Source organism: Ruegeria sp. BC1 (assembly GCF_056539305.1).
In genome coordinates, this window is record NZ_JBQFUT010000008.1 from 192,404 (window position 1) to 215,754 (window position 23,351).

Below are 23,351 nucleotides of genomic sequence, written 5' to 3' on the forward strand. Positions count from 1 at the left end.
GTGCCTAACCTCCTGCCCGGTTCTCAATGCTCCGCACTAAAGACGCCGGAACTTTGGCCTCACGCAGCTGCCCCAGAACGCGGGCCTTGGCGTCCTTGGTCATGCGTTCACTGGCCTCGACCCGAGCAACCAGCTGAGCCCGCAATTCATCCGTCAATTCGACCATGTCCAACCCGGTTCCGGCATTGGCCTCGATCCGAAGTGGGCGTACGCGAATGCCTGCGCCCAGTAACGGCGTGCGACCAATAACGACCTCGCGCCCTTCCAGACCCGCCCCCCGCACCAGCACTTCGTCACCCTGACGGCGGATCAAGTTTACAGACAGCGTTTCCAGCCGATCATCTGCGCCCAGCACCAGCACAGCGCCAGCAGCATCCAGCGCCGAAGACGGCAACCGCACCACATTGTCCAGCGGCTGTTCCTCGACCGTCACGGTGACAAAATCACCGGGCTTGAAACCCGGGGCATCTTCCAACCGGGCATAGACCAGCCGCCCGGTCTGCCCTTCACCGGCAGATCCGCTGTCACGACTGATGCGACCCTGCGCCATCAGATCGGTGCCCGTCACCTCAAGCGATACGGTCACTGGTGCGTTGATCAGATTGCCTTCTGCTCCCAGCAAGCGCACGTATTGTGCGGTCGAAACACGAAAGGCCACCTCAAGCGCGTTGGGGTCGACAAGCTCGGCCAGTTTTTCGTTGGCAGAAACCAAACGCCCTTCGACCAATGTCACATCGGTCAAGGTGCCGCCAAACCGCGCGCGTATGGTCATGTCGTCCAGATCGCGTTCGGCGGCCTCAAGCGCAATCCGGGCACGGGCCAGCAGGGTGGTTGCCTGATCTACCCGCGATTCCGCCTGCGCTAGCGCAATACGACGTGCCAGAACCGATTGCTGAGCCGCTGCCGCGGCCAGCTCTGCCTCTTCCACCGAGGCGGCCGCCCCGACCCCGCGGCTTTCCAGATCTTTTTGACGTTGCAGGGCACGTCCGCGCAATTCGGCCTGTGCCTCGGCCGAATTCAGTTCGTCCTGTGCCAAAAGCAGTGAGCGTTCGGCATCCCGTTCTTCGAATTGGGCATCCAGCAGATCGGATTTGGCCCGATCCAACGCCGATTGCGCGTCAGCCGGATCCAATTCAACCAGAATCTCATCGGCCGTAACGGTACCGCCATCCTCGAAGTCGTCGGCCAGCGACATCACGCGCCCGCCCAGTGCCGCGCGCAACTCCAGACGGCGACGGCTTTGCACCTCTCCAAAAGCTTCGAGGTAAGGAGTCACTGTCTCCAATTCGGCAGTTTTGACACTAACGGCAAAAACGCGTTCACGTGATTCCGGCGGCGCGTTATCGCGGTTCAGCGTCTCGCGCACCGCGCCGACAATCAGTTGGAAGGCAACAAACAGCAGGGCCAGCGTCAGAGACGCCAGAAAGACACCTACAAGGCTTTGCCTCAGAAATCGCATCAGTCACTCACCCCGGTCGCATGCGCTGCTATCTGCAAAAGGTAGCCGGACAGAAAAAAATGCCAACCCGCAAAGCAGTTAGAACAGTTATACGCAGGACCAGTCTACTTCCGTCGCAGATGTTCGTCCAATCGGGGCATTATTTCCACGAAATTGCAGGGACGGTGGCGAAAATCGAACTGTTTTTCCAAAATACCGTCCCAGGCATCCTTGCAGGCCCCAGGACTGCCGGGCAATGCAAACAGGTAGGTGCCACTCGCCACGCCGCCCGTGGCACGGGATTGAACGGCCGAAGTGCCGATCTTTTCCATCGAAATATGGGTGAAAACGGTGCCGAATGCCTCGATTTCCTTTTCATAGACGTCCCGATGGGCCTCGACCGTCACATCTCGGCCCGTCAAACCAGTGCCACCGGTCGAGATTACCACGTCAATCAGTGGGTCTCCCACCCACAAGCGCAGTTGCGCCGCGATCTCACCCCGCTCATCCCGGATAATCTTGCGGTCGACCACTGAATGACCCGCGCCTTCGATCCGCTCGACCAGTGTCTGACCCGAACGGTCCTCGTCTAGCGTTCGTGTATCCGAGACTGTCAGAACGGCAATCCGCACTGGAATGAATTCCAGGCTTTCATCAATGCGTGACATGTGACGTCAGGCCCTTTCCATGATGGCAAGCCGGATCGCTAAGGCGGCAAAAATTCCGCCTGTCACCCAGCCCATAATCCTAGATGCGCGCGGGTTCGAGATCAGCACCCGCCCCGCGCCTCCGGCGAATACTCCAACCAAGCCGTTCACTACAAACCCGCCCAGTGCGATGATCACGCCCAGCATTAGGAATTGCGGCAGAATCGGACCAGTCGCCGGGTTCACAAATTGGGGAATGAAAGCCAGAACAAACAGGATGACCTTGGGGTTGGTCAGGTTCACGATCAGACCGTCGCGGAAGGCATATCTTGTAGGTTTGGCCGGGGCGTCGGCCGACACTGCACCGCTGCGGATCGCGCCCCAAGCAAGGTATAGCAGATACGCTACGCCCATCCAGCGAATGACATCGAACAGCCAAGGCAGGCTGGACACGGCTGCGCCCAGTCCCAGCCCCGCCAGCAGAACATGAACCATCAATCCAACCGACACGCCCGCACTGGCAATCAGGGCTGGTCTGGCACCGGATCGCAATCCCTGACCAAAGCAGAACATCATATCCGCACCGGGTGTGAAATTCAGCACCAGCGCTGCCGGAATAAAGGCCAGCAACGTTACCGTTTCTATCATACAGCTACCTCGAACCAGTTTACGCCGGGTCCCAGATTCGCAATCTGAGTGCGCCCGATGGTACCGCGATACCCCCAGCTGTCATGGATATGGCCACAGAGGGCAACTTGCGGCTGCAGGCGTTCCACCGCATCGCGGACCGCCACCGACCCCACCGCATCGCCCGTCGACGTCACATCCCCATGTCCCTTGGGCGGAGAATGCGCGATCAGAATATCCGCGCCATCGCAGCGATCCAGCAACTCAGCGGCCTCGGCATCGGTCAGGTCGCAGGACCAGTCGCCAAACGGTGTAACTGGCACACCATATCCCAACCCAAAGACACGCAGGCCATCCAGCGTCATGCCGGTTCCGTGCAGAACATGCCTGCCCTCGGGCGCGGCGTCCGTCAGTTCCTGCGCACTTTCGGCGTTACCGGGCACCAGCACGAAAGGCGCGGTAATACCGGACAGCATCTCCATCGCCTCATCCAGCCCCTGACGCATGTTGCAATAGTCCCCGGCACCGATCACAAGGTCGGCCTCGGTACTGGCGGAAACCAATTCGGCGGCGCGGTTGCGCGCCATATGCAGATCGGAAAATGCCAGAATACGCATCACTTGCCCTCCAACCGAGCCTTCAGCTCAAGCAGATCCGCCCAGGCCTGTCGCTTCATCTGAGGCTGACGCAGCAGATAAGCCGGGTGAAACATAGGGATGACCGGCAGATCCAGCGCCTGACTCCACTGCCCGCGCAACCGCGTGATACCGCGTTTGCCCAGCACCGCCTGACAGCTGATGTTACCCATGATCACCAGCACCTCGGGCTTAGCCAGTGCTACGTGCCGTTCCAGGAACGGCTTCATCATGCCAATCTCTTCCGGTTTCGGGTCGCGGTTCTGCGGTGGTCGCCACGGCAGGACGTTGGTTATGTAGGCGTTAGACGTCCGATCCAAATCAATCGCGGCCAGCATTCTGTCCAATAACTGACCCGCACGCCCGACAAAGGGCTTTCCTTCGCGGTCTTCCTCGCGACCCGGTGCTTCGCCGATAATCATTACCCGCGCGCCCGGCGTGCCGTCTGCAAAGACCAACTGCCGTGCGCCGCGCTTCAGCTCGCAGTGTTCAAACGCCTCCATCGTGGCGCGCAGTTGATCAAGCGATCCTGCGCTTTGGGCGGCTGATTTTGCCACGGCAACCGGGTCAATCTTTTTGGGTTTTGCAGGCGCAGCCTGCGCCGTTGCCGGTTTCTTGGCCTTGGGCGCAGTGTCGGGCAGCGTATAGCGATCAACCGGCGCATCACCGATCGCATCGGTTGCGCCCAGTTCGATCTGCCACTCCAGCAGCGCCCGCGCGGTATGATAGTCCAAAGCCGATTCCATATCCCACAATCTAACCAGCTTTTGATCGAGGGAAAGCGAATAGGCCTTGATCGGGCGACCCGTCGCACCGACGATTGCGGTATTCATGCTGGTGATTTTGCGATTCCTTCTGATTTTCCTGCTGCTGACACCGCTCAGCGGCCCGACCTTCGCGCAGTTGTTCGACCGGAACAGCCAATGCCGTGCAGGACAGTTCCAATGCGGTACCCGATGCTGTTCAGGCGGTCAGCGGTGCAGCTTTGATGGCCACTGCATCCCCCAGGGCGGTACGTATTGCGGAGGTGGCCGAACCTGTGGGCCGTTCGAGCGCTGCGTTGCCGGCGGCACCCGCTGCGCACCTGCCGGGGCCAACAAATGCACCTCGCGTCTGGATTGCCCGGGCGGCACATTCTGCAACGCACGCGGTGAGTGCGAGCCGACCTCTACCGGAACCAACCCAACACCGCGCGACCTACGCACCATTTGCGATGACGGGCTTACCTGCACCGGCGGCTCGTCCTGCCTGCCGGGCGGAGGGTGCTCTCGTCCCGGCTGGTTCGTGTGCGAGGAAACCGGCTCGCAGTGTCGCCCCGGATTCAAATGCTCGGATCATCAGGGCTGCGTACCAGTCAAGGCCATCGACTGCGGATACGGCAAGTGGTGCAAACCGGGTGAGCAATGCCTGCCCGAGGGCGGATGCGAGAAACTGCCCGAAAGCCCGGAACCTTAGGTTGCCTCGGCGCGCGGACCTTCCTATAAGCAGCCCGATTGTCAGACAGGAGCCCGCCATGCGTTTCGCCCATCGTCACCTTCTTGGCATCGAGCATCTGTCGCAGTCCGATATCACCGCCATTCTGGATCTGGCCGAGAAGTATGTCGACATGAACCGCCAGTCGACAAAGCATTCCGACGTGCTGTCGGGGCTGACCCAGATCAACATGTTCTTTGAAAACTCGACCCGCACGCAGGCCAGTTTCGAACTGGCGGGCAAGCGTCTGGGTGCGGATGTGATGAATATGGCAATGCAGGCCAGCTCGATCAAAAAGGGTGAAACGCTGATCGACACGGCGATGACGCTGAACGCGATGCATCCTGATCTGCTGGTGGTGCGGCACCCGCATTCTGGCGCGGTCGATCTGCTGGCGCAGAAAGTGAATTGCGCAGTGCTGAACGCAGGCGACGGACGGCACGAGCACCCGACGCAGGCTCTGTTGGACGCACTGACCATCCGCCGCGCCAAGGGCCGCCTGCACCGGCTGAACATTGCCATTTGCGGTGATGTCGCGCATTCCCGCGTGGCCCGGTCGAACCTGATCCTGCTGGGCAAGATGGAAAACCGCATCCGCCTGATTGGCCCTCCGACGCTTGTCCCCGGCCAGTTTGCCGAATTTGGCGCCGAAATTTACGACGACATGAACGAGGGCCTCAAGGACGTCGATGTCGTGATGATGTTGCGCCTCCAGAAGGAACGGATGGACGGTGGCTTTATCCCTTCGGAACGCGAATATTATCACCGCTATGGGTTGGACGCTGCCAAGCTAGCGCAAGCCAAGCCCGACGCGATCGTCATGCATCCCGGGCCAATGAACCGCGGGGTCGAGATTGACGGAACCCTTGCCGACGACATCAACCGCTCGGTCATTCAGGAACAGGTGGAAATGGGCGTCGCCGTCCGTATGGCCGCAATGGAACTGCTGGCCCGCAACTTGCGAGAAGCGGCATGAGTGATCTGACCGTCGCCCCCCACGAACGCGGCGTGATCCGCCTGTTTGCACTGGACATGCGCCCGGAAGAGGCAAAATTCCTGCGCGAACCCGGTGCCGCAGATCAGGTTCTGGGGGTCTCTGGGCTGGACAGGGATCAAATCGACGTCTTTCCGGTTTCTGACCTCGAGGATCTTGGGCTCTATGGGTATCTCAACGACGGTTGCGGCGTGTCCGCTGACCAGCTGGACAAGGCGGCCCTTGAAGCCGTCGAAGGCTGGGTCATGGCCGTACGCAGCGCCGCCTTCGGGGGCCGGGCGGCCACGATTAAGCCCGACACTCGAGTCCATCTGATCGGTCTTTTCACTGAAGAGGCCACCAACTGGACCGGCGGTCCTATTGAGACCGAAAGCGCCAAACCTTTCTCGGCACCGCAGCCCGTTCACGACGAAGGCAATCCCCACCGTATCGGGTCGGCCGTTCTGGCGCTGGTGATCCTGCTGGTCATCGGAGGGGCTCTGTGGCTGATATTGTGACCTTCTCACCCGACCGAGGCGCCTATATCCGCACTAATGCATGGCTGGCCGCCGTGGCGATGGCGGGCGCAATGGCCGTGCTTTGGTTGGTCGGCAACCCCTATATATGGACCGGCGCGCCTGCAGGGTTGGCCGCCGTTGGCATCCGCGCCTGGTATCTGGCCTCCGAGGAACTCGTCGCCAAGTGGCAGATGGCAGACACCACTCTGACAGGCCCCGGCCCGCGCAAGGTCGCGCTGAATCAGATCGCATCGGTCAATATCATGGGCAGCTTTGTCCAGATCGTCACCAAGGGCGGTGACAAGCACCTGATCAAATACCAGGCGGACCCCGCCGCCACCAAAGCCGCAATCGAAAGGGCCATGGCATGAGCAATTTGATTTTTACCAATGCCCGCCTGATCGACCCGGAAACCGGCACGGACAGCACCGGTTGGCTGCATGTTCGCGACGGTCAAATTGCAGCGCGGGGCGAGGGCGACGCCCCGGCCTCGGACGCTCAGGTCATCAATTGCGGTGGGCATTGCCTCGCCCCTGGCATCGTCGATATTGGCGTCAAGGTTTGTGAGCCGGGCGAGAGGCACAAGGAAAGCTACAAGTCGGCTGGCCTAGCCGCGGCAGCCGGGGGTGTCACCACCATCGTCACCCGCCCGGACACCATCCCCACGATCGACACGCCCGAAAGCCTTGAATTCGTCACTCGCCGGGCACAGGCGGACACGCCGGTCAATGTGTTGCCGATGGCGGCACTGACAAAAGGGCGTGACGGGCGTGAGATGACCGAGATCGGTTTCCTGCTGGATGCAGGGGCCGTCGCCTTCACCGATTGCGACCATGTGATAACCGATACCAAGGTTTTTTCGCGCGCGCTGACCTATGCAAAGTCTTGTGGTGCCCTCGTCATCGCACATCCGCAAGAACCGGGCCTTAGCAACGGTGCCGCCGCCACCAGTGGCAAGTTCGCGGCCCTGCGCGGCCTGCCTTCGGTCTCACCAATGGCCGAGAGGATGGGGCTGGACCGCGACATCGCCCTGCTGGAAATGACCGGCGCAAAGTATCACGCCGACCAGATCACCACCGCCCGCGCCCTGCCCGCGCTGGAACGGGCCAAGCGCAACGGGCTGGACATCACTGCTGGCACCTCGATCCACCATCTGACGCTGAACGAACTGGACGTGGCCGACTATCGCACCTTCTTCAAGGTAAAGCCGCCACTGCGGTCTGAAGACGACCGGCAGGCGGTCATCGACGCGGTTCGGACCGGGCTTATTGACACGATCAGTTCCATGCACACGCCACAGGACGAAGAAAGCAAACGCCTGCCGTTTGAAGAAGCCGCCTCGGGCGCGGTGGCGCTGGAAACGCTGCTGCCTGCGGCGCTGCGCTTGTATCATGCGGGGCAACTGGACTTGCCGACGCTGTTCCGGGCCATGTCTCTGAACCCGGCAAAACGTCTGGGGCTGGATGGCGGCCGCCTGACCGAAGGTGCACCTGCTGATCTCGTGCTGTTCGACCCGGATGTACCCTTCGTACTGGACCGGTTCTCGCTCAAATCGAAATCGCAGAACACACCGTTTGACGGCCAGAGGATGCAGGGTAAGGTCACCGCAACCTACGTGGTTGGAAAAGAAATTTACCGGAGACCCTGATGCCGCCCTTTGACAGTTCGATAACCCAGCTGATCCTATGGGCTGTGCTTGGATACCTTATGGGGTCGATCCCCTTTGGTATGATCATCGCCAAGGTCATGGGCCTGGGCAACCTGCGCAATATTGGGTCGGGCAATATCGGTGCGACCAATGTTCTGCGCACCGGTAACAAGGCCGCCGCCGCGCTGACCCTGATTTTCGACGCTGCCAAGGGCGCGGTAGCCGTCCTCCTGGCTCGCGCATTGGCCGGAGAGGATGCCGCGCAGATAGCCGCGCTGGCTGCGTTTCTGGGCCATTGCTTCCCGGTCTGGCTGGGTTTCAAAGGCGGCAAAGGCGTCGCTACTTTTCTGGGCCTTTGGCTGGCACTGGACTGGCGCGTGGGCCTGGCCGGCTGCCTGACCTGGCTGGTTGCCGCCGCGATCTGGCGGATTTCATCTCTGGGTGCGCTGGCCGCAGCCGCGATGTCGACCATCTGGGTGATGGTTCTGACCGACGGCTCTGCTTTCTTTCTGGGGATCATTCTGACTCTGCTGGTCTATTGGCGTCACAGCGCAAATGTCGCCCGCATCCGCGCCGGGACGGAACCCAAAATCGGTCAGTCTTGACCGCCACTGACATTTTTCTTTCCGCGTTTTTCGCCATTCCGCCAGGGAGCTCCACAGGGCTGAGCCGTGGTAAACGGTACAGGGTCAGCCGCCTGGAAGCAGCGGGTGGTAAATCCCACAAACTGATCGCGCACGAGCTGGGCGGTGGCGACTATATCAGCCTGAACCTCTATCTTACCCGTAACAGTGGCGCACTGTTACGCCCGTGCGAAATGTCAGTACAGAAGGTGACCGATTTCGTGCTTGGGTTTCGGCCAGACCCATAGTGGGGACTCTGCGTTTCTGAACATGTTTCGTTCGCTGTCGCACATTCACAATTGATTGCTTTGAACGTGAACGGATGCTTGCCCACTTCGGGTTCGTGACGACCAATTACCGGTCGCACTGAACAAAATCCCCAGGGTTTCCTAGGTGCAATTTCCGCACCGATCAGAGGCCCATTTCACGAAAGGTGAAAACCATGAACAAGTTCAAATCCATCCTTGGCGGCGTCGCGCTGTCCGTTGCAATCGCAAGCTCGGCCCTGGCCGCAGGCGTCGAACTGAACACCACAACCACCGGTCTGGCGATGCAGGGCTATGACCCGGTTGCTTACTTCACCGAAGGCGCGCCGACCAAAGGCGATTGGCAGATCACCTCGATCCACAACGACGCCATGTACCGCTTTGCCAACGAAGAAAACAAAGCCGCGTTTGAAGAGAACCCCGAGGCGTACCTGCCCGCATATGGCGGTTACTGCGCCTTTGGCGCGGCCATGGGCTTCAAGTTTGATGGTGACCCGAACTATTGGAAAATCGTCGATAACAAGTTGTACCTGAACCTGTCGGAAGGCATTCAGAAGCGTTGGGAAGGTGATATTCCGGGCTTTATCGAACAGGCCAGCACAAACTGGGAAACCATTGCCGACAAAGACCCGGCAGAGCTTCAGCAATAACCCGCTGACAATACCTTTGAAATCGGCGGCGGATCACTCTGCCGCCGATTGCAGTTTGAAACCCATAAGTCTCAGACCTACGTTCTCAAAAAACAAGCGCCTGAAAATTTACGGGCCAGTGCCGCAAGGCAATCGAGACAGCGGCACATTCTACCGGGTCGGAATCCGAGAAATGCTGTGATCCGGTCATCCGACCGGGCCGTAGTAATTTTATACGCAAATGGGCAGTGCAACGCTGCCGAATTCCATTTCGGATGAAAGGCTAACAACATGACAGGTAAATTTCTTCTCGCCTCGGTAATAGCAACCTTTGCTGCTGGGTCGGCAATGGCGCAATCCTCGGGCAACTGGACCGGGTTCTACGGCGGTTTGCAGTTGGGCTATGCTGACATCGACACCAATGTCTCGGGCGTGGACGGAGATGGCTTCATCGGGGGTATCATACTGGGCTACGACTATGATCTGGGCGACTGGGTCGTCGGTGGTGGGCTGGACTATGACTGGACCGACGTGAACCTGGCACCTGGCATAGACGTCGACGACGTCTGGCGCGTCAAGGCGCGGGCCGGGTACAAGCTGAACTCGCAGAGCCTGCTATACGGGACCGGCGGCTTTGCCGAGGCCGGAACCAACAGTCTTGGCAGCGACGATGGCTGGTTCATCGGCGCAGGCTATGAACAGATCGTTGCGCCGAATGTCAGCATCGGCGGCGAAATCCTGTATCATGAGTTCAACAATTTCAACTCGAGCGGCGTTGACGTGGACGCAACGACCCTTCAGTTCCGCGCAGCCTATCGTTTCTAGGCTGGCGCTGTCGCAAAAGGGGGCCCGGCGTGACATCGCCGGGCCTTTTTCTTTTCTAAAGCCCCAAAATCGTGCTGCCGGTGGTTTGGCGGGCCTCAAGCGCACGGTGCGCGTCGGCCACCTGCTCCAGCGGGAAACGCTGGTCGATGTGAATCTTGACCTCTCCGCCTTCGACCTTGCCGAACAGACGCCGGGCCATAGCCTGACAGACCGCATGATCGGCAATATGGGTAAACAAAGTCGGCCGGGTGATCTTGAGCGACCCTTTCTTGGCCAGAATTCCAATATCCATAAGAGGCACCGGCCCCGAAGCATTGCCGAACGAGATCATCATTCCCAGCGGCTTCAGACTGTCCAGTGATCCGTCGAACGTATCCGCCCCGATGGAATCCATCACCACATCGACACCTTCGCCTCCGGTAATCTCAGCCACACGCTCAGCGAAATTCTCGGTGCGGTAATTGATGCAGTGAGCCGCGCCGTTGAACTGCGCCAGGCTGCATTTTTCATCCGTGCCAGCGGTGCCGATCAGTTTTATCCCCTCGGATTTGGCCCATTGGCAGGCAATCAGGCCAACGCCCCCCGCCGCTGCATGGAACAACACGGTATCCCCACGTTTCAAAGGAGTCGTGCGGTGAAACAGATATTCAACGGTCATCCCCTTGAGCATCATCGCTGCTGCCGCGTCGAACGAAATCCCGTCCGGCAAGGGACAGACTTGCGCGGCGGGCATCACACGTGCCTCGCAATAGGCCCCCGCAGGCGCAGCGGCATATGCGGCGCGCTGACCGGGTTCCAGATGGGTCACACCTTCGCCAACGGCTTCGACCACACCGGCAGCCTCCATCCCTAATGCGTGCGGCAAGTCCATCGGGTACAACCCGGTGCGCTGGTAAACATCGATGAAGTTCAGCCCACAGGCATGATGACGGATGCGCACCTCTCCGGGCCCGGGATCGCTCAGTGGCCTGTCCTCAATCTTCAGTACTTCGGGGCCGCCGTGTTCGTGAATGACGACGGTTCTTGCCGTTTGATGCATGCTGACCTCCTGTTGCCTAACGCCAAGCTAACACGCCTGAAAATCAGGGCAATCGGCGCGATTCCACTCAAACGCAACCAAAACGGGAAAATTGTGCTATAATAGGCGCTCAGGCGTTGCCGGCTGGTCCGGCCAAGGGCAACCGATGCCGGATTCACTCCGCTGCGCTGTCACGCAAGGGAGGGGATGACGATGGCCAAAACGATAGGTAACCCGGTCAGCTGGGCCGCCCAGAACATCGGAGCGACCAGTGATCACATTGCAGAAAGCGTGAACCGCATCGGCAGTGCGGACACACGGCATCTGCCAATAGTCCAGACCCTGACAATGCAGGACCTGCGGGCCTGCCTGCGGGCTGGATACAACGATTTTCTGGAGACTCGGGCCGATGCCATATTCATCGTGCTGATATACCCGATCGCAGGGTTGTTGATGTTCGGGTTCGGGCTGAACCGAAACATGGTGCCGCTGCTGGCGCCGCTGGTCATGGGCTTTGCCCTGATTGGCCCGATTGCGGCAGTCGGATTGTATGAAATCAGCCGCAAACGCGAACAGGGAGGCGAGGTTCACTGGCTTGATGCGTTCGGCGTATTCCGGTCACCCTCGTTCGGTGCGATCCTGATGCTGGGCTTTTATCTGGTCATGCTGTTGCTGGTCTGGCTGATGGTCGCGCAGAGCATCTACGTCCACACGCTTGGTCCCGATCTCCCCACCTCATTGGGTGCGTTTATGACACAAGTGTTCACTACCGGTGCTGGCTGGACGATGATTATCTTCGGTAATGCGGTGGGGTTCCTGTTTGCCCTGGTCGCGCTGGCCGTCAGCGTCGTGAGCTTTCCGCTGCTGTTGGACCGCAAAGTCGGGTTGCCTGTGGCCGTGGTTACATCAGTGCGAGTACTGCGCCAAAACCCCGGAGTGATCTTGGCGTGGGGTTTCATCGTGGCCGCGCTGCTGGTTCTTGGCGCGATCCCGATGTTGCTGGGGCTGATCGTCGTGATGCCGGTTCTCGGCCACGCGACGTGGCACCTGTATCGCCGCGCGGTGGCCTGACCGGAACGGCGCGCGGGACTTGCCCGCGCCACCTTTTAACCTGCGACGTTCAGGACGATCTTGCCGATATGGCCCGAGCTTTCCATCCGCGCATGCGCAGCCGACGCCTCTGCCAGATCAAACTCGCTATCCATAACGGGGGCAACCTTCCCGGCCTCCAGCAACGGCCAGACCGCCTCGCGCAGTTCCTGAGCGATATTGGCCTTGGCCAGATCGCTCTGCGGGCGCAAGGTACTGCCGGTCAGGGTCAGGCGTTTGACCATCATCAGGGCAAAATTCAATTCGACCTTTGGGCCCTGTAGGAATGCGATCTGAACCAGGCGCCCATCCTCGGCCAGGGTCTTGACGTTGCGTGGGATATAGTCGCCTCCAACCATGTCGAGGATCAGGTTCGCGCCGCCTTCAGCGCGCATGACGCCAACAAAATCCTCATCGCGATAGTTGATCGCTTTCTCAGCCCCCAGCTTGACGCAAGCCTCGCATTTTTCCTCGGACCCGGCAGTGGCAAAAACCCGTGCACCGAACGCGTTGGCCAATTGGATCGCCGTCGTACCGATTCCGCTGGAACCTCCGTGAACCAAAAACCGCTCCCCCGCCTTCAGCCCGCCGCGCATGAAAACGTTGGACCAGACGGTAAAGAACGTCTCGGGCAGGCACGCGGCCTCTTTCAGCCCCATGCCGGGCGGAACCGGCAAGCAATGCGCGGCCGGTGTGGCGACATATTCGGCATAGCCGCCACCCGGCAAAAGCGCACAGACCTGATCGCCCACTGTCAGACCTTCGACGCCCGCACCAACAGCCACGACCTCGCCCGAGGCTTCCAGACCCGGCAGATCGCTAGCACCCGGAGGGGGATCATAAGCCCCTGCCCGCTGCAACGCATCCGGGCGGTTCACCCCCGCATAAGCCACCTTGAGGATCACCTGGCCGGCTTGCGGTTCGGGCACGGGGCGTTCGGTCAGTTGCAGAACATCCGGGCCACCGGGTTTGGTGATTTCGACGGCGCGCATCATCTGGGTCATGGGCAAATCTCCTTTGCCCAATGCCTAGCAGGCAAAAATCGAAAGGCCCAGATGCTTACTTGCGCGGGTTCAGCATTCCGGGCAGATCGGCCTTCATTTTCAACGGTGGCTTGACCTGACCGGCCAACCAGTTCGGCACCGCCAGAAAGGGTTTGAACAACGGATTGTCGTTCACCTGCGCCTTGAGTTTTTCAAACTGCATGACGTTGTCGATGCGCCGATCCAGAAACTCCCACGTCTTTTGATGATCCGGCGAGTCATCGCCCAACCAGAACAGCAGGGTCGAGGAATAGACCCCAGACAAGGTCGCGCGCTTGGTGTACCAGTTCACATCTTCCGAGGTATCACCCAGCGTGTCCCAGATCAGATCACAGGTCTGCCACATGGCTTTGGCCCCGTCCGCCGCATGAATGGGTAAAGAGAACAGAGTCATGCCTCGACGCACCAGTTCCTTGTCCGAAACAGCCTCGAGCCGAAACCGCACTGCAGCGGCCACGCGGTCGCGGAATTTCAGATCGCTCAGATCGGTGGATGTCAGGCGTTCGACCATCTCGGCATCGCCGCGCGCATGAAACGCCAGCGCCAGATCAACCGCGCCTCGGGGGCAGATCGCCCGCGCCAGACCGTCCTCCAAATCGCAATCGGAAATCGCGGCGCGGAAACTGGTTTCGGACCACCCATCAAAGGGAACGTGGATCAGAATCGCGTCCAAAAGCTGTTGTTTTGCATCTTCATAGGTAACGGTCATGGCGACTCTCCGGTTCTTGGACCCAGTACTAGACAAGTTAGACCGGCTTTGCTATACGGCCAATTCCTGCAATTTCCTTGCAACTCTATCTAGAAAGGTGGTGACAACCACATGCAGGTTAGTGTTCGCGACAATAACGTCGATCAGGCGCTTCGTGCCCTGAAGAAAAAGCTGCAGCGCGAAGGCGTGTTCCGTGAAATGAAGCTGAAGCAACATTTCGAGAAACCGTCCGAGAAAAAAGCGCGCGAGAAAGCTGAAGCGATCCGCCGTGCCCGTAAACTGGCACGCAAGAAAGCCCAGCGCGAAGGTCTGCTCTAAGACCCGCCTCGTCCAGCTTTGGATGACACTATTTGACGACCCCCGAGGCCCCGCCCGGGGGTTTGTCGTTTTTGGGACCCCAATTTGCCATGCTCAGGGCCCTTGAGGTCTCTGACTGAGACCAGCCGGAGATACGGATTAGCGTCACTCGGCAGGTTGCTGCACGGTCAAATCGGGTTTTGAGTAACTTCTTGCCGAACGGTCGATGCGGACCAAGTAGCGACTTCCTATTGCCAAATTCTCGCCACTAATGTCGCCAAAAATAACGCAATTCACCGGAGGCAGAATCATGTCAGTCGCAAGTAACCTTGAAAGGCAAATGCTTACCCTCATAAACGCGGAACGAGCAAAGCACGGCTTGCAGCCTGTTAAACTCGAACTTCGCTTGAACGACGCGGCCGAAGATCACAGTGCATGGATGCTGAACGTAGACCAGTTCAGCCACACGGGTGCAAACGGCTCAAGCCCGACACAGCGTATTCAAGATGCGGGCTTTGTTTTGTCCGGTAGCTGGCGCACGGCCGAAAACATTGCCTGGCAGAGCGTTCGTGGCGCTCCGGGATTGTCCGACGACGTCCAGAACCTACATGATTCGCTAATGAACAGCCCCGGACACCGGGCCAACATCCTCAACCCTGACGTCACCGTTATCGGCATCGGGATCGAGACTGGAAAATACCTTCACAATGGCACGAACTACGACGCCATCATGGTCACGCAGAACTTTGCCAAAACTTCGGCCCCCTTGCAGCTGGACAATGGCGGATCAGGCAGCGGCGGTTCAGGCGGAGGCAGCAACCAACCAGCGCCCACCTTCGTCAGCCCAGACAAGGTCGGGGACGCCGGTGATAACTGGTTTGTTCTAAAACACGGCACTGCAGGCAGGTTGGACGGCGGTGGCGGCGACGATCAACTTGTCGGCAGAAACGGCAAAGACACTCTTTTTGGCAGGTCAGGGGATGATGTGCTCGACGGGAGTGGCGGAAATGACGTCCTAATGGCCGGGAAAGGTCGTGATACCCTCATCGGTGGTAATGGCAATGACAAGTTGCATGGTCATGGTGGAAATGACATCGTTCGCGGCGGCAGCGGCAATGACGTCGTCAACGGCAATAACGGCAATGATGCCCTTTACGGCAATGACGGTAAGGATATTCTGAATGGCGGAAACGGCCAGGATGCCCTGACCGGAGGATCTGGTGACGACGATTTTGTTTTCTCGGCCGGTGCCGACACCGTCACGGATTTCGGATCGGGGGATCAGATCTCGCTGCGGTTTTCTCATGCAATCACGAGCTATTCCGACCTGGTAAACAATCACATCTATCGATCCGGCAACGATGTCGTCATTGACGATGGTCTTGGCAACACCCTGACACTGGAAAACACCGCAATGTCGGATCTGGACCGCGGCGATTTTATTTTCTGACCTTTTGGTCGGCAGCATGACCAGCAAGGGCGCCCAACGTGTTGGGCGCCCATTTTCTTAGTAGACTTTGGGCACGTGCAGTTCGTCCGGCAGGATGCGGCGTTCGTATTCCGGATTGTATTTACGGTCCGGCAATTGCACCCGTTCCTGCGGGACATCCGTATATGGAATTCTGGTCAGCAGGTGTTCGATACAATTCAGGCGTTCACGTTTCTTGTCATTGCCTTCGACGATGTACCATGGCGCCTCGGGGATGTTGGTGCGGAAGAACATGTCTTCCTTGGCCTTGGTGTAGGCCTCCCAGCGGATGCGCGATTCCAGATCCATCGGGGACAGTTTCCACTGTTTCATCGGATCATGAATGCGCATCAGGAACCGCAGCTGCTGTTCTTCATCCGTGATCGAGAACCAGTATTTCAGCAAAATGATGCCCGAGCGCACCAGCATCCGTTCGAATTCGGGAACGTCCTGAAAAAACTGTTCCACCTGATCTTCGTTGGCAAAGCCCATGACCCGCTCGACCCCAGCACGGTTGTACCACGAGCGGTCGAAGAACACGATTTCCCCAGCCGCGGGTAAATGTGGGACGTAGCGCTGGAAGTACCACTGACTTTGTTCGCGACGACTGGGTGCGGGCAAGGCGACCACGCGGGCGACCCTTGGATTCAAGCGTTGGGTGATGCGTTTGATCACTCCTCCCTTACCGGCGCTGTCACGACCTTCGAACAGAATGCAGACCTTGGCTCCGGTATGTACAACCCAGTCTTGCACCTTGATCAACTCGGCCTGCAGGCGCAGCAGATTACGGAAATAGACCTTGCGATCCAACAAATCCGGATTTTGGTCCTTGTAGATCTTTCGGACCTCCATCGAGAGCATGGGTTCGCTGAATTCGATCTCGAAATCTTCGTCCAGCGTGTCTTCCAACTCGGCTTCCAGCCAGTCTTTGGGGCCACCATTGTTTTCGTAAGCCAAGGTCATATCCTCATCGTCTATCCGGCCAGACCGTACCGGGCGCATGTAACCGCCTGATGTCATCAGAAAAATTGATGAAAGCCCGTCCTCAAGCGAAACCGCATATGTGTTCGGGTCAAAGCGAAGCAAAAGGGGGTTCGGTCCTGTATTAAATCTGGACCCACATGCCCGCAGATACAAGCCTCAGAATTGACGCATTGCCAACGGGTTGGTGCAATTCTGCCTTATGAGCGCTTGCCATCCACCACATTCTGGCGGCATCAATGCGCAAATCAACCCCATGAGACGCCCGTGTCGCACTTCCTATCCCTGCTGCCAGCGATCTGGCCCTGGTCTATTCTGATCGCCGCGCAAATAATCGCTTTGTCAGGCCGACAGGGGTTGAGCCTGACACTGCTGACCGTTTTTGGCGGCAGTGCTTTGGGTCTCGGTCTCGTCACCCCTACGGCCATCGGCATTGCCGGGCTGGGTTTGCTGGGCGCGGTAGGGTTGCGGCGGTTGCACGGTCTTGCAGCCTTTGCGGGCCATTTGGTGCTGATCCTGTGGTGCCTGGCGATGGGTGCGCATCTGATCCCCGGGTTTCACAACCTGCTGGTTCTTGACCGGGTGCAGGCAGGTTCGGCCAGCAGTACGTTCACCATGTATCTGAACCTGGACAAACCTTTGGTTTTGTTTGCCGTTCTTCTGGCTTGGCCTGGAATGTTACACAGCGCAAGGTCAACCAAAACAGGACCATTGTTGGCGGGTCTTGCGCTGCTGCCCGCACTGTTCCTGTTGGGGCTGGGTACGGCCGCCATCCAGCCAGAGGTCAGCCTACCGCCATGGTGGCTGATCTTTGCCCTGTCGAACCTGTTTCTGACCTGCCTGGCTGAGGAAGCCTTTTTCCGCGGCTACCTACAATCCGCCATCACGACGAAAGTTGGTGCGACCGTTGGAATAGCTGCGGCCAGCCTGTTGTTCGGTCTGGCCCATGCGGGCGGCGGTCCCGCACTGGTCGTTTTCGCTTCGATCCTTGGGGCGGCGTGCGGATTGGGATACTATGCGACCGGGCGTTTATGGGTACCGGTTTTGATGCATTTCGGGTTCAATGCGCTACATCTGGCGCTTTTTACCTATCCTGCCCCAGCCTAGGGATCACACTGGCAGGGCGGTGGTTTTGAACACCGTACGCAATGCGAAAGAGCTTTGCATTTGTGCCACCCCCGGAAGCCGTGACAGATACTGTCGATGGATGCGGGCAAAATCCTCGGTGTCTTCGGCGACGACCTTCAGGATATAGTCAGCAGTACCCGCCATCAGGTGACATTCCAGAACATCCGGAATACGCGCCACTGCCTTTTCGAACGCGTCCAAAAGCTCCTCGGCCTGCCCCTGTAGCGTGATCTCGACAAAGACCGTCGTGGGCACATTCATTTTACGGGCGTCCAGCAGGGCCACGTAGTTGCGGATATAGCCTTCCGCCTCCAGCCGCTGTACGCGCCGGTGGCACGCCGATGGCGACAGATTCGCCTGCTCGGATAACTCCGCATTCGACATCCGGCCATTTCGCTGAAGGGCTGCCAGTATCTTCTTATCTGTCGTGTCGATGCTCATCCGCGCAAGTCCATTGCAAGTTTTGGCAATAGTACAGGAAATCTTACCAAACAAAAGCCAGTAGGCGGGCAGAGTTTCACAGAAATTGCATGCAAAAGTGCACATAATTTGGGCAGAGTATTAACGGAGGAACGAAAATGAAAATCGGCTGCCCCAAGGAAATCAAACCCCAGGAATTCCGCGTCGGTATGACTCCGAACGCCGCGCAGGAAGCTGTCGCGCGTGGTCATGAAGTGCTGATCGAAACCAATGCCGGGATTGGCGCAGGCTTTGACAATGATGCCTATGTTGCCGCCGGTGCGCAGATTGTGGACACCGCAGAAGAAGTGTTCGCCACCGCCGACATGATCGTCAAGGTCAAGGAGCCTCAGGCCGTTGAACGCAAGATGCTGCGCGAAGGCCAATTGCTGTTCACTTATCTGCACCTGGCACCCGACCCGGATCAGACCCACGATCTGCTGGAATCGGGCTGCACCGCGATAGCTTATGAAACCGTGACCGACTCCAGCGGTGGTCTGCCTCTGCTGGCGCCAATGTCCGAAGTTGCCGGTCGTCTGGCCCCACAGGTCGGATCGTGGACCCTGCAAAAAGCCAATGGCGGCCGCGGTGTTCTGATGGGCGGCGTGCCGGGTGTTGGTCCGGCCAAAGTCGTTGTCATCGGTGGCGGTGTGGTTGGCACACACGCGGCCAAGATCGCTGCGGGAATGGGTGCTGATGTCACCGTTCTCGACCGTTCCCTGCCACGTCTGCGTTATCTGGACGATGTGTTTGGTGGAACCTTCAAAAACCAATACTCGACCGCCGGTGCCACCGCTGAACTGATCCAGGACGCTGATATGGTAATTGGTGCGGTTCTGATCCCGGGTGCTGCCGCCCCCAAGCTGATCACGCGTGAACAATTGTCGACCATGAAGCCCGGTGCTGTTCTGGTGGACGTGGCCATTGACCAGGGTGGTTGCTTTGAAACCTCGAAAGCTACCACGCATGCCGACCCGATCTATGACGTAGACGGCATCATGCATTACTGCGTTGCAAACATGCCGGGCGCGGTTGCCCGCACCTCAACAATCGCACTGGGGAACGCAACGATGCCGTTCATGTTGGCGCTGGCGGACAAAGGCTGGAAACAGGCGTGTCAGGACGATCCGCACCTGTTGGAAGGTTTGAACGTGCATGCCGGGCAGCTGACCTACTACGCGGTCGGCAAGGCATTGGGGATCGACGTGGTTTCGCCCAACGTGGTGATCAAATCCTGACACCCTCCCGCCCCTGAAAGCGCCCTCTGGCGAGGGCGTTTACAGCGTTGGGCCAAGCGCCGCACCTGCAGTGCGGTGCGGTTGCTTTAGTACCCGACAGTCCCACAAACGAAAACGGCGCCGCGCAATCAGCGCGGCGCCGGGCCCAACCGGAGGAGGGCATTTCAAGGCCCGAACGACGGGCGGGAGCCGTCAGGCTTGTTTGTGGATCTCTACCGTATGCGGATACGGGATTGATACGCCCTCGGCATCGAACGCCTCTTTGACCGCCTTGGTTACTTCAAATTTCACGTCCCAGTAATCCGCCGCCGCACACCACAGGCGGGCAGTCAGATCAACTGAGCTGTCACCCAGATTTGTCACACGCACCCATGGTTCAGGGTCGCTGTGGATACGCTCATCCGCCTTCGCAACATCCAGAATGATCTGCATCGCCTTGTCTGCGCTGTCGGCATAATCAATGCCAAAGACCAGATCGACACGCCGCGTGTCGTGGGCCGAGTAGTTGGTAATGATCGACCCCCAGCTTTGCCCGTTCGGCACGATGATCTGCACGTTATCCGGCGTCACCAGCTCGGTTGTAAACAGGTTCAGGTCCTTCACGGTCCCGGCCGTTCCACCGATATCCACATACTGACCCAGTTTATAAGGACGGAAGACCACCAGCATCACACCCGCTGCCAGATCGCTGAGGGTCCCTTGCAGCGCCAGACCAATGGCAAGCGAAGCGGCACCCAGAATCGCTACGATACTGGTCGCCTCGATCCCAAAAATACCCAGAACGGCGACCAGAACCATCGCCAGGATGACCCATTTCACAAGGCTGGCTACAAAATTGCCCAGAGTCGGGTCGATTTGCGGGGTCGAGTTGATACGGCGACGCACCATGCCGCCGATGGCTCCGGCTACGATCCACCCCAGGATCAGAACGATCAGCGCCTTGACCGCGCTCATGATCAGCGGGGCAAACGCACCCACCTGTGTAACGACGTCATCCACGCGTCTCTCCTTTCCACAGCAAGAAACCCGCGTCATTCGCGCGGGATTTGCGAAATACTGAGGGAAAACTGCCCTTTGGTCTAGGTGCCAGTTCGGCCGGTTTTCCCCGTTGAACGTCAGCAAACACGCACTGACGGCAGCTGCACAGTAACGGGGGCTTAAAAGACGGGCTAACACCGCCTAACTTTGAAACAGAATCCAAACAGGAGACATCAATGTTGGATACCAAGCCACATCCGATCATGAACCGCTGGCCTGCTCAGTTCCCGGACCGAATCCAACTTTATTCCTATCCGACGCCCAATGGGGTCAAAGCTTCCATCATGCTGGAAGAGACGGGCCTGCCCTATGAGGTGCACAAGGTCACCTTGTCAGACGCGGACGTCAAAAGCCCCGAGTTCCTTTCGTTAAACCCAAACAACAAGATTCCCGCAATCATTGATCCCGATGGCCCGGATGGGGAACCCATCGGCCTGTTCGAAAGCGGTGCAATCCTGCTGTATCTGGCAGAAAAGACAGGCAAGTTTATCGGCCAAAGTGCAGCCGACAAGCACCGCATCACCCAATGGCTGATGTTCCAGATGGGCGGCATTGGCCCAATGTTCGGGCAGTTGGGCTTTTTCCACAAATTTGCCGGAAGCGAGATTGAAGACCCACGCCCGCGCGAACGTTACATCAATGAGGCCAAACGCTTGCTGAACGTGCTGAACCAACAATTGGAAGGTCAGGACTGGATCGCTGGCGAATATTCTATCGCCGATATCGCCATCGCCCCCTGGCTACGGGGCTTGGAGTTTTACGATGCAAAAGATGTTGTTGGCTGGCACGACCACGCCAATGTGACGGCATATCTGGACCGTTTTCTCGATCGCCCTTCTGTCCAGAAGGGGCTGGTGACGCCCGCGCGGGACTGATCCTAAACGACTGACAGAAACAGGGCTTGCGTGCCAATGTGGCCGCAAGCCCTGTTCCTTCACTTAACCCGGCAGCTTTCCGGTCAACACATAGCGCAGCACCTCAACCACCTGCGAAGGTTGTTCCGCCACCGCCAACGCGGCGGCATCAACCTCTTTCAGCGCATGCTGATGATCGGGGCCGTGCAACACGATCAACGATTTGCCAAGCGCCGCCGCGTAGCCCGCGTCAAAGGCCGCGTTCCACTGCTTGTACTTTTCACCAAAGCGAACCACGACCACATCGGCATCCGCGATGCCCTTGCGGGTGCGGATCGCGTTGACCATCGCGCCCTTGTGGTCATGCCAGTATTTGTTCAGCTCGGCCCCAAGTATGGCCACACCGCAATCATCGCTGGCGTCATGATCGGTGACGGGGCTGTTGAAGGTAATATCTAATCCCTGCGCACCGTCGATAATCTGTTCGCGCCAGTCGGTGTGGATTTCACCAGAGAGGTAAACGTTCAGGCTCATATTCGTCTCCTTTAACACTTGCGGCGACCCTAGTTGGAATGGCCCAACAACCCAAGAGGCGGTTCAGAAGGAAAGCCGCCAGAATGCCGGGTTTCCACCCTGCGCCAACCTGCGGACGGTGTTTCTCTGTTTCCGGCCCAGAAAATCCGGCCCCTCAGACGTCGGCGTAAAACCATAGCTTCGGGGCAGTTTCGTATAGATCGACCGAGGTGGTAGACGCCCCCAAGTGATCCCCTTCAGTTTCGCCCCCGCCGCAGGCTGGTGCATCCAGACATCCCGCACGGCAAATTCATCGCGCAACAGCATCAGCACCGCCAGCAGCATCGCCTCGGGCCAGATTTTCGCATATTTGCGGTGCAGAGCCTGCTCGTAATCGGTGGTCTGACGCAGCTGGCGGGATCGCGGTGCCCGGTTTTGCAACCGGCGACGGACGTGTCCGACAAAGCGCAGCCAGTCCGATTGAATTTCCTCAATCAAACATTGACCGCTGGCCAGATCGAGATCCAGACGGCACCACGCCAGCGTCGGACGGCCATCCGTGCGTACCGGGTGCCAGCAGCTTTGGAACTGGTCTACAGCACTGCGTTGCTCAAACTTCCACAGCAGCTCCGCATGCTCGGTGGGGAAGCCCAGCTGAACCACCAGATTATGGGCTTTCCGCGTCGTCTGCTCGCCAGACCAGCGGTCGAAGCTCAGGCAGAAATCCAGCCATTGGGACTGATATGCAGTCTCAAGCCCCGAAACTGCCGCCGGACCCAGCCCCTGCAAACGCATGGCGCGGTCCGCATAGGCCACAGCAAATACATCGTGCCGCCGCAAGACCCCACCGCATTGCGCAATCATCGGCTGCACCAGAGGACGCGCCAACAGTCGGGACAGGCCCGATTGCTTCAGGTCCGAAACCGCGGCCTCGGCGTCCATCGACTGACACAACAGCCACGGGCTTTGCCGGTCGGGGTAATAGTGGAAGGGCATCTCTGGCGGCAGAATCTGCCGGATCATCGAGATGTCGTGGCGTTTCATGACAGCTCTCCAACGGGAAACGGGCCCGCCGGTGAACAGGCGGGCAATCAGATTTGGGGGATCGCTTGGGCGCGATTAGGATCTGGCATCTGGCAGACTCCGGGGTTTGATTACATTAGGGGGTCGCATGTAAGCGTTGAGGGTGATTCTGCTCAAGCATTGATTTTGCG

Annotated in this window: 27 protein-coding genes; 14 read left to right on the forward strand and 13 right to left on the reverse strand. The window is 58.8% G+C overall.

The genetic code is table 11. The annotated features are described in order from the left end of the window. Positions 1-4 precede the first annotated feature (4 nt). The 5 genes from ACR0IY_RS17235 to ACR0IY_RS17255 form a co-directional block, all read right to left on the reverse strand. Positions 5-1,459, reverse strand: coding sequence for an efflux RND transporter periplasmic adaptor subunit (locus tag ACR0IY_RS17235; RefSeq protein WP_480675442.1), 1,455 nt, complete (start codon positions 1,457-1,459; stop codon positions 5-7). Positions 1,460-1,563: 104 nt separating this feature from the next. Then, on the reverse strand, positions 1,564-2,106 hold the full coding sequence (gene moaB, locus ACR0IY_RS17240; protein WP_480675444.1) for a molybdenum cofactor biosynthesis protein B: 543 nt from the start codon (positions 2,104-2,106) through the stop codon (positions 1,564-1,566). Between the two features lie 6 nt (positions 2,107-2,112). After that, a complete protein-coding gene (locus ACR0IY_RS17245) occupies positions 2,113-2,733 on the reverse strand; it encodes a LysE family translocator (RefSeq protein ID WP_480675446.1) in 621 nt (206 codons plus the stop codon). Further along, on the reverse strand, positions 2,730-3,329 hold the full coding sequence (locus tag ACR0IY_RS17250; RefSeq protein WP_480675448.1) for a metallophosphoesterase family protein: 600 nt from the start codon (positions 3,327-3,329) through the stop codon (positions 2,730-2,732). Before ACR0IY_RS17250 ends, ACR0IY_RS17245 begins: the two co-directional genes overlap by 4 nt. After that, positions 3,329-4,093 carry a uracil-DNA glycosylase gene (locus tag ACR0IY_RS17255; protein ID WP_480675570.1) on the reverse strand — a complete coding sequence of 255 codons (765 nt, stop codon included), beginning with the start codon at positions 4,091-4,093 and terminating at the stop codon, positions 3,329-3,331. Before ACR0IY_RS17255 ends, ACR0IY_RS17250 begins: the two co-directional genes overlap by 1 nt. Before the next feature lie 85 nt (positions 4,094-4,178). On the opposite strand from ACR0IY_RS17255, the gene ACR0IY_RS17260 reads away from it, so the two are divergent. The 8 genes from ACR0IY_RS17260 (at position 4,179) to ACR0IY_RS17295 (ending at position 10,302) form a co-directional block, all read left to right on the forward strand. Continuing rightward, on the forward strand, positions 4,179-4,802 hold the full coding sequence (locus ACR0IY_RS17260) for a scavenger receptor class F, member 2 (protein WP_480675450.1): 624 nt from the start codon (positions 4,179-4,181) through the stop codon (positions 4,800-4,802). A 58-nt stretch (positions 4,803-4,860) separates the two neighbouring features. Then, positions 4,861-5,796, forward strand: a complete 936-nt coding sequence (locus ACR0IY_RS17265) for an aspartate carbamoyltransferase catalytic subunit (RefSeq protein WP_480675452.1) — start codon at positions 4,861-4,863, stop codon at positions 5,794-5,796. Then, positions 5,793-6,311: a hypothetical protein gene (locus ACR0IY_RS17270; RefSeq protein WP_480675454.1), complete on the forward strand. Its 519-nt coding sequence runs from the start codon at positions 5,793-5,795 to the stop codon at positions 6,309-6,311. Before ACR0IY_RS17265 ends, ACR0IY_RS17270 begins: the two co-directional genes overlap by 4 nt. Beyond that, positions 6,296-6,682: a hypothetical protein gene (locus ACR0IY_RS17275; RefSeq protein WP_480675456.1), complete on the forward strand. Its 387-nt coding sequence runs from the start codon at positions 6,296-6,298 to the stop codon at positions 6,680-6,682. Before ACR0IY_RS17270 ends, ACR0IY_RS17275 begins: the two co-directional genes overlap by 16 nt. Further along, the gene (gene pyrC / locus ACR0IY_RS17280; RefSeq protein WP_480675458.1) at positions 6,679-7,959 is read left to right on the forward strand and encodes a dihydroorotase; all 1,281 of its coding nucleotides are present in this window, start codon (positions 6,679-6,681) and stop codon (positions 7,957-7,959) included. The genes ACR0IY_RS17275 and pyrC overlap by 4 nt, the downstream gene beginning before the upstream one ends. Then, positions 7,959-8,564: a glycerol-3-phosphate 1-O-acyltransferase PlsY gene (gene plsY / locus ACR0IY_RS17285; RefSeq protein ID WP_480675460.1), complete on the forward strand. Its 606-nt coding sequence runs from the start codon at positions 7,959-7,961 to the stop codon at positions 8,562-8,564. The genes pyrC and plsY overlap by 1 nt, the downstream gene beginning before the upstream one ends. Before the next feature lie 460 nt (positions 8,565-9,024). Then, a complete protein-coding gene (locus ACR0IY_RS17290) occupies positions 9,025-9,498 on the forward strand; it encodes a YHS domain-containing (seleno)protein (protein WP_480675462.1) in 474 nt (157 codons plus the stop codon). 270 nt (positions 9,499-9,768) lie between these two features. Further along, a complete protein-coding gene (locus tag ACR0IY_RS17295; protein WP_480675464.1) occupies positions 9,769-10,302 on the forward strand; it encodes an outer membrane protein in 534 nt (177 codons plus the stop codon). Positions 10,303-10,357: 55 nt separating this feature from the next. On the opposite strand, the gene ACR0IY_RS17300 is transcribed toward ACR0IY_RS17295, so the two are convergent. After that, positions 10,358-11,341, reverse strand: coding sequence for a quinone oxidoreductase family protein (locus ACR0IY_RS17300; RefSeq protein ID WP_480675466.1), 984 nt, complete (start codon positions 11,339-11,341; stop codon positions 10,358-10,360). Between the two features lie 192 nt (positions 11,342-11,533). Here ACR0IY_RS17300 and ACR0IY_RS17305 point away from each other — a divergent pair, with 192 nt between their 5' ends. Next, positions 11,534-12,391: a DUF2189 domain-containing protein gene (locus ACR0IY_RS17305; RefSeq protein WP_480675467.1), complete on the forward strand. Its 858-nt coding sequence runs from the start codon at positions 11,534-11,536 to the stop codon at positions 12,389-12,391. Between the two features lie 35 nt (positions 12,392-12,426). Here the strand turns inward: ACR0IY_RS17305 and ACR0IY_RS17310 are convergent, their stop codons facing one another. After that, on the reverse strand, positions 12,427-13,413 hold the full coding sequence (locus ACR0IY_RS17310; protein ID WP_480675469.1) for an NAD(P)H-quinone oxidoreductase: 987 nt from the start codon (positions 13,411-13,413) through the stop codon (positions 12,427-12,429). Positions 13,414-13,468: 55 nt separating this feature from the next. After that, positions 13,469-14,161 carry a COQ9 family protein gene (locus ACR0IY_RS17315; protein ID WP_480675471.1) on the reverse strand — a complete coding sequence of 231 codons (693 nt, stop codon included), beginning with the start codon at positions 14,159-14,161 and terminating at the stop codon, positions 13,469-13,471. Between the two features lie 111 nt (positions 14,162-14,272). On the opposite strand from ACR0IY_RS17315, the gene rpsU reads away from it, so the two are divergent. Both rpsU and ACR0IY_RS17325 read left to right on the forward strand, forming a co-directional pair. Then, positions 14,273-14,479, forward strand: coding sequence for a 30S ribosomal protein S21 (gene rpsU, locus ACR0IY_RS17320; protein WP_005614280.1), 207 nt, complete (start codon positions 14,273-14,275; stop codon positions 14,477-14,479). 289 nt (positions 14,480-14,768) lie between these two features. Continuing rightward, the gene (locus tag ACR0IY_RS17325) at positions 14,769-15,908 is read left to right on the forward strand and encodes a CAP domain-containing protein (RefSeq protein ID WP_480675473.1); all 1,140 of its coding nucleotides are present in this window, start codon (positions 14,769-14,771) and stop codon (positions 15,906-15,908) included. A gap of 57 nt (positions 15,909-15,965) precedes the next feature. On the opposite strand, the gene ppk2 is transcribed toward ACR0IY_RS17325, so the two are convergent. Continuing rightward, positions 15,966-16,889, reverse strand: a complete 924-nt coding sequence (gene ppk2, locus ACR0IY_RS17330; RefSeq protein WP_480675572.1) for a polyphosphate kinase 2 — start codon at positions 16,887-16,889, stop codon at positions 15,966-15,968. Positions 16,890-17,174: 285 nt separating this feature from the next. Between ppk2 and ACR0IY_RS17335 the strand changes: the two genes are divergently transcribed. Further along, positions 17,175-18,014 carry a CPBP family intramembrane glutamic endopeptidase gene (locus ACR0IY_RS17335; RefSeq protein WP_480675475.1) on the forward strand — a complete coding sequence of 280 codons (840 nt, stop codon included), beginning with the start codon at positions 17,175-17,177 and terminating at the stop codon, positions 18,012-18,014. A gap of 3 nt (positions 18,015-18,017) precedes the next feature. Here ACR0IY_RS17335 and ACR0IY_RS17340 read toward each other — a convergent pair whose 3' ends face one another. Further along, positions 18,018-18,476: an Lrp/AsnC family transcriptional regulator gene (locus ACR0IY_RS17340; protein ID WP_480675477.1), complete on the reverse strand. Its 459-nt coding sequence runs from the start codon at positions 18,474-18,476 to the stop codon at positions 18,018-18,020. A 137-nt stretch (positions 18,477-18,613) separates the two neighbouring features. Between ACR0IY_RS17340 and ald the strand changes: the two genes are divergently transcribed. After that, positions 18,614-19,732 carry an alanine dehydrogenase gene (gene ald, locus ACR0IY_RS17345; RefSeq protein ID WP_480675479.1) on the forward strand — a complete coding sequence of 373 codons (1,119 nt, stop codon included), beginning with the start codon at positions 18,614-18,616 and terminating at the stop codon, positions 19,730-19,732. Between the two features lie 192 nt (positions 19,733-19,924). On the opposite strand, the gene ACR0IY_RS17350 is transcribed toward ald, so the two are convergent. Continuing rightward, positions 19,925-20,686 (reverse strand): mechanosensitive ion channel family protein, encoded by a 762-nt coding sequence (locus tag ACR0IY_RS17350; protein WP_480675574.1) that lies wholly within the window; start codon positions 20,684-20,686, stop codon positions 19,925-19,927. 260 nt (positions 20,687-20,946) lie between these two features. On the opposite strand from ACR0IY_RS17350, the gene ACR0IY_RS17355 reads away from it, so the two are divergent. Further along, a complete protein-coding gene (locus ACR0IY_RS17355) occupies positions 20,947-21,645 on the forward strand; it encodes a glutathione S-transferase family protein (protein ID WP_480675481.1) in 699 nt (232 codons plus the stop codon). A gap of 63 nt (positions 21,646-21,708) precedes the next feature. Here the strand turns inward: ACR0IY_RS17355 and ACR0IY_RS17360 are convergent, their stop codons facing one another. Together ACR0IY_RS17360 and ACR0IY_RS17365 are read right to left on the reverse strand one after the other, a co-directional pair. Then, complete coding sequence (locus ACR0IY_RS17360; RefSeq protein ID WP_480675483.1) at positions 21,709-22,158, reverse strand: YtoQ family protein; 450 nt, start codon at positions 22,156-22,158, stop codon at positions 21,709-21,711. 63 nt (positions 22,159-22,221) lie between these two features. Next, a complete protein-coding gene (locus ACR0IY_RS17365) occupies positions 22,222-23,181 on the reverse strand; it encodes a hypothetical protein (protein WP_480675485.1) in 960 nt (319 codons plus the stop codon). Positions 23,182-23,351: the final 170 nt, after the last annotated feature.

What these genes read in the sequence shown, in the direction of transcription:
- ACR0IY_RS17235 (WP_480675442.1), bottom strand. Translation starts at nt 1,459, where the DNA reads ATGCGATTTCTGAGGCAAAGCCTTGTAGGTGTCTTTCTGGCGTCTCTG.
- moaB (WP_480675444.1), bottom strand. Translation starts at nt 2,106, where the DNA reads ATGTCACGCATTGATGAAAGCCTGGAATTCATTCCAGTGCGGATTGCC.
- ACR0IY_RS17245 (WP_480675446.1), bottom strand. Translation starts at nt 2,733, where the DNA reads ATGATAGAAACGGTAACGTTGCTGGCCTTTATTCCGGCAGCGCTGGTG.
- ACR0IY_RS17250 (WP_480675448.1), bottom strand. Translation starts at nt 3,329, where the DNA reads ATGCGTATTCTGGCATTTTCCGATCTGCATATGGCGCGCAACCGCGCC.
- ACR0IY_RS17255 (WP_480675570.1), bottom strand. Translation starts at nt 4,093, where the DNA reads ATGGAATCGGCTTTGGACTATCATACCGCGCGGGCGCTGCTGGAGTGG.
- ACR0IY_RS17260 (WP_480675450.1), top strand. Translation starts at nt 4,179, where the DNA reads ATGCTGGTGATTTTGCGATTCCTTCTGATTTTCCTGCTGCTGACACCG.
- ACR0IY_RS17265 (WP_480675452.1), top strand. Translation starts at nt 4,861, where the DNA reads ATGCGTTTCGCCCATCGTCACCTTCTTGGCATCGAGCATCTGTCGCAG.
- ACR0IY_RS17270 (WP_480675454.1), top strand. Translation starts at nt 5,793, where the DNA reads ATGAGTGATCTGACCGTCGCCCCCCACGAACGCGGCGTGATCCGCCTG.
- pyrC (WP_480675458.1), top strand. Translation starts at nt 6,679, where the DNA reads ATGAGCAATTTGATTTTTACCAATGCCCGCCTGATCGACCCGGAAACC.
- plsY (WP_480675460.1), top strand. Translation starts at nt 7,959, where the DNA reads ATGCCGCCCTTTGACAGTTCGATAACCCAGCTGATCCTATGGGCTGTG.
- ACR0IY_RS17290 (WP_480675462.1), top strand. Translation starts at nt 9,025, where the DNA reads ATGAACAAGTTCAAATCCATCCTTGGCGGCGTCGCGCTGTCCGTTGCA.
- ACR0IY_RS17295 (WP_480675464.1), top strand. Translation starts at nt 9,769, where the DNA reads ATGACAGGTAAATTTCTTCTCGCCTCGGTAATAGCAACCTTTGCTGCT.
- ACR0IY_RS17300 (WP_480675466.1), bottom strand. Translation starts at nt 11,341, where the DNA reads ATGCATCAAACGGCAAGAACCGTCGTCATTCACGAACACGGCGGCCCC.
- ACR0IY_RS17305 (WP_480675467.1), top strand. Translation starts at nt 11,534, where the DNA reads ATGGCCAAAACGATAGGTAACCCGGTCAGCTGGGCCGCCCAGAACATC.
- ACR0IY_RS17310 (WP_480675469.1), bottom strand. Translation starts at nt 13,413, where the DNA reads ATGACCCAGATGATGCGCGCCGTCGAAATCACCAAACCCGGTGGCCCG.
- ACR0IY_RS17315 (WP_480675471.1), bottom strand. Translation starts at nt 14,161, where the DNA reads ATGACCGTTACCTATGAAGATGCAAAACAACAGCTTTTGGACGCGATT.
- rpsU (WP_005614280.1), top strand. Translation starts at nt 14,273, where the DNA reads ATGCAGGTTAGTGTTCGCGACAATAACGTCGATCAGGCGCTTCGTGCC.
- ACR0IY_RS17325 (WP_480675473.1), top strand. Translation starts at nt 14,769, where the DNA reads ATGTCAGTCGCAAGTAACCTTGAAAGGCAAATGCTTACCCTCATAAAC.
- ppk2 (WP_480675572.1), bottom strand. Translation starts at nt 16,889, where the DNA reads ATGACCTTGGCTTACGAAAACAATGGTGGCCCCAAAGACTGGCTGGAA.
- ACR0IY_RS17340 (WP_480675477.1), bottom strand. Translation starts at nt 18,476, where the DNA reads ATGAGCATCGACACGACAGATAAGAAGATACTGGCAGCCCTTCAGCGA.
- ald (WP_480675479.1), top strand. Translation starts at nt 18,614, where the DNA reads ATGAAAATCGGCTGCCCCAAGGAAATCAAACCCCAGGAATTCCGCGTC.
- ACR0IY_RS17350 (WP_480675574.1), bottom strand. Translation starts at nt 20,686, where the DNA reads ATGAGCGCGGTCAAGGCGCTGATCGTTCTGATCCTGGGGTGGATCGTA.
- ACR0IY_RS17355 (WP_480675481.1), top strand. Translation starts at nt 20,947, where the DNA reads ATGTTGGATACCAAGCCACATCCGATCATGAACCGCTGGCCTGCTCAG.
- ACR0IY_RS17360 (WP_480675483.1), bottom strand. Translation starts at nt 22,158, where the DNA reads ATGAGCCTGAACGTTTACCTCTCTGGTGAAATCCACACCGACTGGCGC.
- ACR0IY_RS17365 (WP_480675485.1), bottom strand. Translation starts at nt 23,181, where the DNA reads ATGAAACGCCACGACATCTCGATGATCCGGCAGATTCTGCCGCCAGAG.